At 33.2% G+C, this 13452-nt stretch carries 11 protein-coding genes; 4 read left to right on the top strand and 7 right to left on the bottom strand.

The genetic code is table 11. From position 1 onward, the window contains the following. Positions 1-88 precede the first annotated feature (88 nt). The 5 genes from AAGV33_RS02685 to AAGV33_RS02705 all read right to left on the bottom strand — a co-directional run bounded on the left by AAGV33_RS02685 (position 89) and on the right by AAGV33_RS02705 (position 6933). Positions 89-3265 carry an efflux RND transporter permease subunit gene (locus AAGV33_RS02685; RefSeq protein WP_373390380.1) on the bottom strand — a complete coding sequence of 1059 codons (3177 nt, stop codon included), beginning with the start codon at positions 3263-3265 and terminating at the stop codon, positions 89-91. Between the two features lie 105 nt (positions 3266-3370). Further along, positions 3371-4438: an efflux RND transporter periplasmic adaptor subunit gene (locus AAGV33_RS02690; RefSeq protein WP_373390381.1), complete on the bottom strand. Its 1068-nt coding sequence runs from the start codon at positions 4436-4438 to the stop codon at positions 3371-3373. Between the two features lies 1 nt (position 4439). Continuing rightward, entirely contained in the window at positions 4440-5780 is a 1341-nt protein-coding gene (locus AAGV33_RS02695) for a TolC family protein (protein WP_373390383.1), read from the bottom strand. Then, a complete protein-coding gene (locus AAGV33_RS02700; RefSeq protein ID WP_373390385.1) occupies positions 5780-6376 on the bottom strand; it encodes a TetR/AcrR family transcriptional regulator in 597 nt (198 codons plus the stop codon). The genes AAGV33_RS02695 and AAGV33_RS02700 overlap by 1 nt, the downstream gene beginning before the upstream one ends. 35 nt (positions 6377-6411) lie before the next feature. After that, on the bottom strand, positions 6412-6933 hold the full coding sequence (locus AAGV33_RS02705; RefSeq protein ID WP_373390387.1) for a YceI family protein: 522 nt from the start codon (positions 6931-6933) through the stop codon (positions 6412-6414). 218 nt (positions 6934-7151) lie between these two features. Here AAGV33_RS02705 and AAGV33_RS02710 point away from each other — a divergent pair, with 218 nt between their 5' ends. From AAGV33_RS02710 to AAGV33_RS02720, 3 genes are read left to right on the top strand one after another with little or no spacing between them, the layout of a single operon-like run. Further along, the gene (locus tag AAGV33_RS02710; protein WP_373390389.1) at positions 7152-8126 is read left to right on the top strand and encodes a polyprenyl synthetase family protein; all 975 of its coding nucleotides are present in this window, start codon (positions 7152-7154) and stop codon (positions 8124-8126) included. 25 nt (positions 8127-8151) lie between these two features. Continuing rightward, the gene (locus tag AAGV33_RS02715) at positions 8152-8883 is read left to right on the top strand and encodes a hypothetical protein (RefSeq protein ID WP_373390390.1); all 732 of its coding nucleotides are present in this window, start codon (positions 8152-8154) and stop codon (positions 8881-8883) included. Beyond that, positions 8884-9240 (top strand): hypothetical protein, encoded by a 357-nt coding sequence (locus AAGV33_RS02720; protein WP_373390391.1) that lies wholly within the window; start codon positions 8884-8886, stop codon positions 9238-9240. It begins immediately after the preceding gene. A gap of 12 nt (positions 9241-9252) precedes the next feature. On the opposite strand, the gene AAGV33_RS02725 is transcribed toward AAGV33_RS02720, so the two are convergent. Together AAGV33_RS02725 and AAGV33_RS02730 are read right to left on the bottom strand one after the other, a co-directional pair. Further along, positions 9253-9882, bottom strand: coding sequence for a hypothetical protein (locus tag AAGV33_RS02725; protein WP_373390392.1), 630 nt, complete (start codon positions 9880-9882; stop codon positions 9253-9255). A gap of 78 nt (positions 9883-9960) precedes the next feature. Continuing rightward, the gene (locus AAGV33_RS02730; protein ID WP_373390394.1) at positions 9961-10506 is read right to left on the bottom strand and encodes a hypothetical protein; all 546 of its coding nucleotides are present in this window, start codon (positions 10504-10506) and stop codon (positions 9961-9963) included. Between the two features lie 116 nt (positions 10507-10622). Here AAGV33_RS02730 and AAGV33_RS02735 point away from each other — a divergent pair, with 116 nt between their 5' ends. After that, on the top strand, positions 10623-13412 hold the full coding sequence (locus tag AAGV33_RS02735) for a 2-oxoglutarate dehydrogenase E1 component (protein WP_373390395.1): 2790 nt from the start codon (positions 10623-10625) through the stop codon (positions 13410-13412). Positions 13413-13452 lie beyond the last annotated feature (40 nt).

The following is a 13452-nucleotide window of genomic DNA, read 5'->3' on the forward strand; positions in this document are numbered from 1 at the left end:
AAGAATAGTGTTTAAGTAGTTAATTTTTAAACAAGAAAGCCTGCACATTAAATTGTGCAGGCTTCTTTAATTATTGAAGTTTTGAAAATTAAACTGTGTGTTTCGGGTTAAAACCGTCTTCGCTTAATTCTGTATGATCATAATCGGCAACCATTTCAGCTTCGTAATCGACTTTTTCTCCTTTTGAGAACTTACGAATTAATTTTTCCATGATTTCATAAATTACTGGAACAATAATCAGGGTTAAGAATAGAGAGGAGATTAATCCACCAATAATTACCCAGGCTAAACCATTTTTCCATTCTGCTCCAGCTCCAGAAGCCAATGCAATAGGGAACATACCAAAAACCATCGCAATTGTTGTCATCAAAATTGGACGCAAACGAGCGTGATTGGCTTGAATTAATGCCGTTCTAATAGATTCACCTGCCGCTCTTCGTTGGTTGGTATAATCGACCAACATAATCGCGTTTTTACAAACTAATCCAATCAACATGATGATACCTAAAATGGTAAAGATGTTTAATGAGTTGTTTGTTAAAGCTAAGGCTAGCATCGCTCCAATGAACGAAAGCGGAATAGCAAATAATACTACAAATGGGTGAGCAAAACTGTCATATAAACCTACCATTACTAAGTAAACTAAGATAATAGCGGCTAATAACGCAATTCCAAGTGTACCAAAACCTTCCGATTGGTTTTCCTGATCACCACCCCAAATGTAGCTTACACCAGTTGGTTTTTCTAATTTATCCAGTTTTTCCTGCCATTGTGTTACAATTGTTCCAGCTGGTACTCCAATGTTTTGACCCTGAACTGTAACCGAAGCCGTTTTGTCTCTACGCTCTAATTTACTTGGACCAGAACCTTCAGTGATACTAGCAAATTGAGATAACTTTATTTGTTGACCTTGATCGTTAATAAAAATTAAATTACTTACATCAGTGATGTTTTTTCTGTCGAAAGCATTGTACTTAATGTTGATATCATATTCATATTCACCAGCTCTAAACTTACCATCTGTATTTCCGCTGTATGCTGTTTGCATGGTCATACCAACTGTTTGTAATGTCAATCCAAGTGCCGACATTTTATCACGGTCTACCTGAACGTTAATCTCAGGATTTCCATCTTCAACAGTTAATTTAATCTCAGTTGTTCCAGGAATAGTACGCAATTCAGCTTCTGCTAATTTGGCAAATTTCATCGCACTTTCCACATTTGGACCAGTAACAATCAATCCTAAAGTTGCATCTTCAGCAGTACCCAAAATACCTACAGGAACCGTTTTTACTTTGGCACCAACCAATACTTTTTCCAACTGGCGTTTCATTTTTGCAGCAAAAACAGAAGCATCATCAGTACGTTCTGATTGTTCAATCATTTTTACATTGATCTCCGCTTTGTAAGAAGTTGCCTGGGAAGCACCCATACCTTCAGAAGTTTGACCTACAGTTGTAATTTGGCTAAAAACATATTCCTGTGATTTCAAATAAGCTTCTGCTTTTTGAGTCATAAAGTTAGTTTGTTCCAATGAAGCATCTTTTGGTAATTCGATTTGAACTAAAAATTCTCCACTATCTGATGCAGCAAAAAATTCCCCTCCAATAAATCCACCACCTATTAATCCAATTGTAGAAGTAAAAAACAATACTAATACGACTAAAATGGTCTTAATGTAATGATCCAAACACCATTGTAAGATTTCAGTAACCCAGTTTGTAAAACGAGTTAATTGTTTTTCGAAAGCAAGAATAATTCTTCCAAAAAGATTTTTCCCTTCAATATGTTCTAATTTTCCAAAACGAGAAGACAACCAAGGAATAATAGTAAATGAAGTTAAAAGGGATAGCAAAGTAGAAATTACTACCGTCATACAAAACTGTGTAATAATATTAGATACTAATCCAGAACTCATTGCAATTGGTAAAAATACCACCACAATTACTAAGGTGATCGAAGTTACGGTTCCACCAATTTCGGCTGTTCCATCATAAGAGGCACGAATACGGCTTTTCCCCATTTCCATGTGCCTGTAAATATTCTCCAGTACCACAATCGCATCATCCACAAGAATACCTACAACAAGTGATAATCCTAGTAAACTCATTAAGTTTAAGGTGTATCCTAATAAGTAAATACCAATAAAAGTAGCAATTAACGATGCAGGAATAGAAACCATTACAATCAATGAGTTTCTAATACTGTGAAGGAAAAATAACATTACAAGAGCAACCAGAATTACCGCAATTAATAAATCATGTAATACAGAGTCAGCCGCTTCAAGCGTAAAAATAGTACTGTCTTTTGCAATGGCTAATTTTAGTTCATTTACCTTATAATCTTTTTCTAAAGTCGCAATCGTTTGTACTAATTGTTCACTTACCGCAACTGCATTAGCATCCGATTGTTTTATAATTTGTAATATAATGGCGCTTTTTTGATTAACACGAGCTACTTTTTCAGCAATTTTTTGAGTATCTTGTACATCGGCAATATCTTGTAAACGAACTTGAATTCCGTTTTGAGAAGAGATTACTAAGTTTCTTAATTCGTTAACATTTTTGTATTTACCTGCTAAACGAATTAATATTTTTTGTTCACGGGTTTGGATATTTCCAGTAGGGAAATCCAAGTTAGAAGCTAAAATAATTTGTTGTACCTGTGGTACTGACAGCCCATAACCCTGAAGTTTTGTAGCATCAATATTTACCTGAATTTCACGTTCCTGACCACCAATGATGTTTACCTGAGCGACACCTTGTACACGAGATAAAACAGGAGCAATCTTTTTGTCAATTAAGTCATAAAAAGCAGCTTCATCCATTTTGCCATTGGCTCCAATAGTCATAATTGGTAAATCACTCAAAGAGAATTTTGTTAATGAAGGCGGATCGGCATCATCAGGTAAGTCACTTAGAATGGCATTGATTTTTCGTTGCGCATCATTCATCGAATTGTCAGCATTTGCTTCAGATGTCAATGTTATCGATACAATCGAAAGACTTTCATAAGATTTAGAATCTATCTTTTTGATGTTTTCTAAGGATGCAATCGCATCTTCAATCTTTTTAGTAACGGTGTTTTCAATCTCACTTGGAGAAGCTCCCGGATAAACCGTAGAAACCGTGATTACATTGGTCTCAAATTTCGGAATCAATTCATAGCCCAGTTGGCTGTAACTGAATATTCCTCCAAGGATTAGTATCGTAAACAGAACGATAACTAACGACGGACGTTTTATGGATATTTCTGCTAATTTCATATGTTTCTTTTAATTTTATTAAGTCCTTAGTTTTTTAGTCCTTAGTCCATTGTAGGCTATTTAGTTTAACTAATTCTAAGGACTAAGACTCTGTACTAATTACTTTTACTTAATAACTTCTACCGAATTTCCGTTTTGCAAGTTAATTTGACCAGTTGTAATAACTGTTTCACCATCAGATAAACCGTTTAAAATTTCAACTTTATCACCTAAAATTCTTCCTGCAGTAACTGTTTTTAGTTTTGCAATTCCATTTTCAACCACAAAAACCTGATTGCTGCTTACACTACCTACAAATGCATTTCTAGGGACTACAGTTAAAGTTTGTTTTTGTTGCGATGCTTTAAATACAGCAGTTCCGTACATACCTGCTTTTAGGTCATTGTTAGCATTGTTTGAAATTTCGATTTCCACTGGAAAATTCAAACTGTTATCTGCTTTAGCAGCAATAAAAGTAATTTTACCTGCAAATTCCTTGTTTGGATATACACTTGTAGTAATACTAATAGTGTTGCCCACTTTTAAACTTGCTACTTGAGATTCGTTTACAGTAACATTCAATTTTAGTTTGTTAACATTTACAATTTCGAATAATTCAGTAGCAGGCATTGCTGATAACATAGATCCTGGCTCGATGAATTTTTTATTGATAATTCCGCTTATTGGAGCTTTAATTCTAGTATCACCAATGTTGATTTTTGCTTGTTTGTAATTTGCTTCAGCATTAATCAAGGCTACTTTTGCCTGATCTAATTGTTGTTTTGTTACACCACCTGTTTTGTAAGCGTTGTCAAAACGGCTGTAATCTGATTTTGCATTTTGGTAAGCAGCTTCAGTAGCTTGTGCGCTAACATTGATAGCATCTCCTCTCATGATTGCTAAAGTTTGTCCCACTGATACGCGGTCTCCTTCTTTAGCTAATACTTTAACTATTTTTCCTGATTTTTCAGCAGAAAATGTTAATTCTTGTTTTGGCTCGAAGTTTCCATTGGCAACAAAATCTAAATTAACTTCTTCTGTTTTTACGGTAGCCACTTTTACAGAAATACTAGCATTTTTTTCAGCAACAATAGCAATTTTTGCTTCGTTTTCTTCCTTGTTCTTCGTTAAAATATATCCTATTAAAGCTAGAGCAGCAATAATTACAATTCCGATAGTTATGTTTTTTTTCATCTTAGTTATTTAATAATGTTCTTAGTTCTCCTTTTGATTTTATTAGTTTAATTTCTGCTAGTTTGTAATCTAAAATGGCAGCAGTGTAGTTGTTTTGTGCTTCTGTCGAAGCATTTTCAGCATCCAGTAAGTCAGTTAATGATGCTAAACCTTGTAAATAATTATTGTTGATATTTTTAAGGATTTCATCAGCTAATCTCATGTTCTCTTTTTGATTTTCTAGCGTAATGATGCTGTTATCAATTTGAGTTTTAGCATTTTTATAATCTAAATCTAATGATAATTGTGTGTCTTTAATATCTTCTTGAATTGTTCTTAGTTCCACATCAGCTTGTCTTACTTTAGCTCTGGTTCCAAAACCCGTAAAAAGAGGTACTCTTAAATTTAATCCTATACTGGAGAAATCAGACCAGTAAACCCCATCTGAAGGTTTTGCAAACCAAGGCATTTGTGGTCCCTGACCAATATAGTTGTAATTTGCAGAAAGAGAAAGTGTAGGATAGTAACCCGCAATTACTGATTTTTTTTGCAATACCAATAATTCTTCTTGTTTTTTCAAGATTAAGTATTCCGTTCTGTTAGCCACATTTGGAGTTTCTGAAAAAGCAGCTGGTGTAACTTCAAATTCCGATGCTGGAATATTGATTTCAGCATCAATAGACATTCCCATGTAAAATTTCAAAGCATTTTCTTGTAATTGTACTGAATTGATAACTTGTTGTCTTTGGGTATTGATGTTCGATAGATTTACAGTCATTCTATCTAAGTCAATTTTTTTAGCTAATCCGTTGTCAAATTGACCTTTAACAATATCACGAACCTTAGTAGTTGTTTTTAAATTACTTTCGGCTAATGCTAATTTTTGACGTAAAACATAAACTTGGTAGTAATTGTTGGCTACTCTTTCAATAACTTGTTCCTCAGTTAATTGATTGTTAATTTGGTAAAACTCGCGTGTCGTTCTTGCTGCTTTCAAGCCCGTAAAAACCGATTGGTCAAACAAAGCTTGTGTTAAAGAAACTCCAGCCGTAGAAGTCCATTTTTGTCCTAACGGCGCTAAAAGTGTAGTTCCAGGAGCACCAAAAAAATCTCCTGGTAAAGCATTTAGTTGTAAAATAGGATTGTAAGTCAAATTTCCATTTGCAGAAATTTGTGGTAAAGCTCTTGAGCGAACTTCCTGAATTTGGTATTCGCTGTTTTCAATTTGTAATAGTGCTTTTTTAGCTTCGGCTTTGTTCTCTAATGCATATTTTATGGCATCCTTGAGTGTCAGCGTTGTTTTTTCTTGTGCATTTGTAATCGTTACAAATGATAGAATAGTTAGTATTAGTAATTGCTTCATTATTTAGTTATATTAAGTAAATTTTTCTCTAATTCAATAACCCCCTCAGGCGTAGCCATGGCTCTGGTATGATATTCTAAGGCTTCAAGTTCTAATTGATAGGCTTCTCTTTCTGATTGTGTGTTCTCGTTAATGTTGAAAATTAAATAGTAATAAAACTTTACATAGGCTTCAACATTCAGGTCTTTTCGATACAAATTTTGAGCAATTCCTTTTTCAATGTTTTGTCTGAAACAAAATTCACATTCTTCAATTTGAAACTTTAAAGCATTTCGATAAATTTCAGGATAATGTTTTTTTAATTGAAATATAGGTGAAGTATCTGAAGATTTAAACATCTCACCAAACATGCGTCTAATTTCAAAATTTTCTTCAATTGCATTGTAGTTTTTTGAAATTGCATCATTTATAAGTTCATGAACTTTTGTGTGAATTAAATGTACACTCTCTTCAATTAGTATCTCTTTGTTGCAAAAATATTTGTAAATAGTTTTTTTAGAGATGCACATTTCGCCCGCTATGTCATCCATAGTGATACTTTTAAAACCTAGTTTTAAAAACATTTCGCCTGCTTTAGATATAATCTTCTCTTTCATTTTATTTTTAATTCTGTTATTATAATTTCCAATGATTAAATGCTAAATTCCACATTAGCCACCAGTTTTATGTCTTGTCCTGTTGATAATCCGTTGTTAGTGTTATAAGAATTTGATGCAAGTCCAAAATCGTTTCTATTAATATCGGCTGTGAGTTCAAAAGATACTTTTTTCTCGCCATCTAAATAATCTGTTTCTATCAATTCTACATCCAGTTCTACAGTTTTAGTGATGTTTTTGATGGTTAAATCTCCTTTCAGAAAATTGATGTTTTTGTTGATTTTTTGAAAAGAAGTCGATTTGAAACTGATTGTAGGATATTGGTTGACATCAAAAAAATCATTCAGTTTTAAATAGTTGCTAAACTGTTCTAGTTTTGATTCTCTGTTTTTAACGTCTAATGAAAATGCGATGGTTGCATCTTCAATTTCATTGTTGTTAAAATGAGCATATCCTTGAAAACTATTGAAATTCCCTCCTAAATAAGCAATTATTGAATGTCTCATTCTGATTAAAACATCAGATTGGTTTGAATTAACGCTCCATTTTGTTTTCATAATTCTTTTAGTATTTGTAACGACCAATCTGTTTTTGTTTGAAAGGCTTTATTTTAAGCGCCTCCGAATTTAATTGTTAAATTCTGGTGCAAATATAGAACGGAAACTTTAAACACCAAAATAGTTTCCGTTGTTTTTTTTAATAATTTAACATTTCATTGATAAACGAAGTTTGTAATCCAGTGTGAATGCTGTAAATTAGCCCGAAAATTATTTTTATGCACGCCGTAAGTCAGTACCAAGAGTTTTTAGCCGAATACCTGGAGTCGAAATTAGAAGTTAAAGAACCAAGAAATTTATACGAACCTATACATTATATATTAGATCTTGGAGGAAAGAGAATTCGTCCTGTTTTAACACTAATGAGTGCTGAGATTTTTGGTACTTCCTATAAGAAAGCTTTGTCGGCAGCATTAGCTGTAGAGGTCTTTCATAATTTTTCTTTAGTTCATGATGATATTATGGATGACGCGCCTTTACGAAGAGGAAGTGTTACCGTGCATGAAAAATGGGACACGAATACGGCTATCTTATCTGGTGATGCAATGCTGATTTTAGCATACCAACATTTCGAATATTACAAACCTGTTATTTTTAGAAAATTAGCCAAGTTGTTTAGTAGGACAGCTTTACAGGTTTGTGAAGGTCAGCAAATGGATGTGGATTTTGAAGTTCGTCAGGATGTGACCATTCCGGAATACATGAAAATGATTGAATACAAAACGGCAGTTTTGGTTGCAGCAGCTATGAAAATGGGTGCAATTATTGCCGAAACTCCTAAAAAAAATGGAAACTTGATCTATGATTTTGGCTTAAATTTAGGATTAGCATTTCAACTGCAAGACGATTATTTAGATGCTTTTGGTGATCCAAAAACTTTTGGAAAACAATTAGGCGGAGACATTATAGAGAATAAAAAAACGTATTTGTACTTAAAAGCAATTGAGTTTGCCAGTGAATCAGATAAACAAAAATTAACCGATTTGTTTTCGACTCAATTGGAAGATAACTCAGCTAAAATTACTGATGTAAAAGAAATTTTCATCAATTCTGGCTCTGCTACTGCTATACAAAAAGCAATTGAAGAATACACTTTTAAGGCTTTTGAAACTTTAGAAAAAATGAGTATTGGCGATAAAAAGAAACAAATTCTTCGCTCTTTTGGAGAGAATTTAATGGGAAGAAAAGTTTAATTTCTGGTGCATAAAAGAGCTTATTATGGATGCTATATTCTTTAAAGACAAAAAGCAGAACACAAATATACCGCTGTTTTTTGCTATTGGCTTTCCTTTTTTTACTCTTTTGGCTTTAGGAATAGATAGTGTTTATTTCGCAATAACTTATTTTGACGGAAGACAAATCACCAATTTTTTAGCAATAACTTATTTCTCTTTTTTCTTTTGGTTTGCTAATTCTTACCTCAGAAAATTAATGTTTGTAATGGTTTTTCTATCTTATATAGGAGAATTGATTTTTTGCAATCTACTAGGAATGTATCATTATAGGACGGCGGTTATTCCATTTTATGTTCCTTTTGGTCACGCCATTGTTTATGCTTCGGGCTATGTTTTTGCAAATACTGAATGGGCGCTTCAAAATGATAGAATCCTAAAAAAATATTTTGCTATTGGTTTTTCACTACTCTTTTTGTCTGTCGGTATTTTTTTGAATGACATTTTTTCGTTGATTTCTGGAGTTCTTTTCTTCCTGCTATTAAAAAAGAAAAAATGGGAGAACTTGTATTATTTTATAGCACTGTGCGTTATATTTATTGAATTAGCAGGGACATATTTCCAGTGTTGGAAATGGATTCCGAAAATTTTTGGATCAATTCCAACGGTTAATCCGCCTATGGGAGCTGTTTTTTACTATGCTGGAGGAGATGTTCTTTTGGTGAAAATTGTAGCGCTTTGGCAAAATAAAAAATTAAAACAAATAATACCTTCTTAAATGAATTTCATCACGCCAACATCAACCGATTTATTGCTTTCTGAGGCCGAAAGTGAAAACTTGTATCTTAAATTAATTGAGCAAATCAATAAGGATTTTAATTTGGCAAATGAGGGCATTGATTTTCCAATGAGTATTTCTCCTGATGAATTAAAAATCCAATTGCACGAGAAAGTCTATCGATTGATTCAGTATAAATTTGCTGAATATTTGAATCTGCTTTATGTTATCGATGTTTCCGAAGAGGAAATCAAGAAACTAGATGGATCGGATTTGGTTATTTTAGCAGAACAAGTTGCTTTTTTAATTCTAAAAAGAGAATGGCAAAAAGTGTGGTTTAGGAATAATTTTAAATAAGTTGCTGAGAAGCTAAGATACTGAGGTGGTAAGATTTGTTTTTGAATCTTGTGTTTTTTTTATTTCTTCTTTTAGTTCTTGAATATCAGAACGACTTTTTTCTCCTAAAACATATTTTAGTTCTTCAAAATCTATCTTCTTTTTTATGTAATATTCAATTAGAATAGGTTTTGTTTTTTGAAAATCATTAGAATTTATTAGTTCGAAAAAGATCTTAATAGGAGCTTTTGATTTGAGAAAAATAACTAAATAATTGTTGGTTCCGTTTGAGAGAGCTGGGCCGACATTTCCTCTAGTGTAATTAATCAGTTTTCCAATGTAATCATCGTTTGAAATCTTAATGGAATTGATTTCGTATAATGAATATTGTTTGTTATCTATAATTATAAATTCTTTTTCAAAAACTAATTCTCCTTCTAGAATTCCTCTGAGTGGCTCTATTTCAGTAAGACTTTTGAGTTTTAAGAAAATTCCGGCTATCATTACAATTACTGCAAGCCATAGGAAAGTAAGGTCGACGAGGTTGAGTAATTTTCCGAAGATATAAGAGAATCCTATAATTGAGAATAATACACAATAATATATTTTGTTGATACTCCAGTAAAATTTTTTAGATTTTTTGAAAATTGCAAATTTATTCATGATTTTTCTTTGAACAATATCATTGTATGTTGGTTTTTAATCTTAGAAACTTAGCTTCTCAGAAACTTAGCAACTTCCTCAAAAATAAAACCGTACAAAAGGCATAAATGCATCGCTGTAAGCACTTTTGTTGTCATCATGTAAAACATTGTAACGAGCACCAATAGTTACATTTCCATTGCGGTAACCAGCTCCTAAAAATAAACCAGTATTCCAAAAGTCATTGCTAAAATCATTGTTGCCTATTCCTTTTACATTTACTCTCAATTGTTCCAGTTCTGCCGAAAGTTGAATTTCAGGAATGGGATTGAATAAGGTAATTAAGCTTCCTCCATATAAATTAGAATTGTATGAATTTCTCACTTTGACATAGGTGTATTGCGCGCCTAAACCTACGGCGAAATATTGGTTCACATTATAGATAGCACTTGGGGCAACCGAAATGTCGGTGAAACCAGAACCCAAACTTAATCCTAATCCTCCTCCAAATTGTACATTTTGCCAAAAATTACTACTGGATTCAAAGGTAGAATTCTGGTTTTGAGCCGATAATTGGAAAGAAAAAAATACGAATAAGGCAATCAATGTTAAATTTGAAAAGCCTACGGCATGTTTTTTTGTCATAAGTAGTAAGGTATTTAACATTTTAATAGTTAAAAGTGTTTTAATTTAAAGGTAAATTTAGTTGATTATTGTACTTTTGCCAAACTATTTTAACAAAAAGTATATTCACTAACATTATGGATAGGTTTTCATTTTTAAATGCAGCGCATACCGAATTTTTCGCTCAATTATACGATCAATATTTAGAAAATCCAGATAGCGTAGAGCCTAGCTGGAGAAGTTTTTTTCAAGGTTTCGATTTTGGAATGGAAACGTATAATGACGAAAATCCAATTCAATACAATAGAGAAGTAGCTCCAGTTTCTTCAGTAGCTTCAGCTCCAGTAGATAATAGTAAAATATCAGAACAGCTTCACAAAGAATTCAATGTTGTGAAATTGATTGACGGATACCGAACTAGAGGACATTTGTTTACAAAAACAAACCCTGTTAGAGAGCGTAGAACTTTTTCTCCAAATTTAGATTTAGAAAACTTTGGTCTTTCTTCAGCTGATTTGAATACTACATTTGATGCCGCAAAAATATTAGGTTTACAACCTTGTTCTTTGTCTCAAATTATCAATCACTTAACTACAGTTTACTGTCAGCATATTGGTATCGAATACATGTATATTCGTAGGCTGGAAATTGTGGAGTGGATTCAACAACGATTGAATATCAATGAAAATCGCCCTACTTTTTCTGCTGATGAGAAAAAGGGAATTTTGAATAAATTAAATCAAGCGGTTTCTTTCGAGAACTTCTTGCATACTAAATATGTAGGTCAAAAACGTTTTTCTCTTGAAGGAGGAGAAACTATTATTCCAGCTTTAGACGCTTTAATTGAAAGAGCTGCCGAAAAGGGAGTGGAGCAATTCGTAATGGGAATGGCTCACCGTGGTCGTTTGAACGTTTTGGCTAATATTTTTGGTAAATCTACTCAGGATATTTTCTCTGAATTTGACGGAAAAGATTACGATAAAGAATATTTTGACGGTGACGTAAAATACCACTTAGGACTTACTGCTGATAAAATTACCAAATCAGGTAAAAAAATCAATATCAATTTAGCTCCAAATCCTTCGCACTTAGAAACTGTAGGTGCAGTTATCGAGGGAATTACAAGAGCAAAACAAGATAAATATTTCCCAGATGATTTTTCTAAAGTTTTACCTATCGCCGTTCACGGAGATGCTGCTATTGCAGGACAAGGTATTCTTTATGAAATTATCCAAATGGCTCAATTAGACGGGTACAAAACAGGAGGAACCATTCATATTGTAATTAATAACCAAGTTGGTTTTACAACTAACTACTTAGATGCACGTTCTTCTACTTATTGTACAGACGTTGCTAAAGTAACGTTGTCTCCAGTATTGCACGTAAACGCTGATGATGCAGAATCTGTAGTTCATGCAATGCAATTTGCATTGGATTTCAGAATGCAATTTGGACGTGACGTATTTATTGACTTATTAGGATATAGAAAATATGGCCACAACGAAGGTGATGAACCTCGTTTTACACAACCATTATTGTATAAATTAATTGCTAAGCATCAAAATCCAAGAGATCTATATGCTGAAAAATTATTATCTGAAGGTGTAATCGATGCAAATTTGGTTAAAACTTTAGAAAAAGAATACAAAGACGATTTAGATCAAAATTTAGAAGCTTCTCGTAAAAAAGATTTGACTATCATTACGCCATTTATGCAAAATGAATGGAATGGTTTTAAACAGGTTTCTAATGATATTATGTTGCAAAAAGTAAATACTACGGTTGAAAAATCAACTTTAGATTCTATTATTGCAACAGTTTCAACTTTACCATCAGACAAAAAATTCATTAACAAAATCAATAAGATTGTTACTGATAGAAAAACAGGATACGATAACAATACTATCGATTGGGGAACTGCTGAAACATTAGCTTACGGTTCGCTTTTGACAGAAGGATATGATATTCGTATTTCAGGTCAGGATGTAGAGCGTGGAACTTTCTCGCACCGTCATGCTGTGGTAAAAGTAGAAGATTCTGAAGAAGAAGTGGTTTTGTTGAACAACATCGAAAACAAAAAAGGAAACTTCCACATCTTTAACTCTTTCTTATCAGAATACGGAGTATTAGGATTTGATTACGGTTATGCTTTAGCGAATCCAAATGCTTTAACCATTTGGGAAGCACAATTTGGAGATTTCTCTAACGGAGCTCAAATTATGATTGACCAATACATCTCTTGTGGAGAAGACAAATGGAACAATCAAAACGGATTAGTAATGTTGTTGCCACACGGTTACGAAGGTCAAGGTGCCGAGCACTCTTCGGCACGTATGGAGCGTTACTTGCAATTATGTGCACGTCACAATATGTATGTTGCTGATTGTACAACACCAGCTAACTTCTTTCACTTGTTGAGAAGACAAATGAAAACAAGTTTCCGTAAACCATTAGTAGTTTTTTCTCCAAAAAGTTTGTTGCGTGATCCAAGATGCGTTTCAACAGTTGAAGAATTGGCAAGTGGAGAATTCCAGGAAACTATTGATGATACAACGGTAAACAAAGCCGATGTAAAAACATTAGTTTTTGTTACAGGTAAATTCTATTACGATATTGTTGCCGAAAGAGAAAACAACGGAAGAAATGATGTTGCAGTTGTTCGTATCGAACAATTATTCCCTTTGCCAGTTGAACAATTAAAAGCAATTATTGCTCAATATCCAAATGCAGATGATTATGTTTGGGCACAAGAAGAGCCTAAAAACATGGGAGCTTACAGCTTTATGTTAATGAATTTCGATCTTGTAAAATGGAGATTGGCTTCTCTAAAAGCCTATTCAGCTCCTGCAGCAGGAAGTTATACAAGAGCAAAACGCCGTCATGCAGATGCCATCAGAATGGTATTTGATAAAAATTTATTTAGATAGTCATTGCGAGGAGTTGCGAGGTACGTGGCAAAGTAATCTC

Origin of the sequence: Flavobacterium magnesitis, assembly GCF_041729735.1 — a bacterium.
In the GTDB taxonomy this organism is placed as follows: Bacteria; Bacteroidota; Bacteroidia; order Flavobacteriales; family Flavobacteriaceae; genus Flavobacterium; species Flavobacterium magnesitis.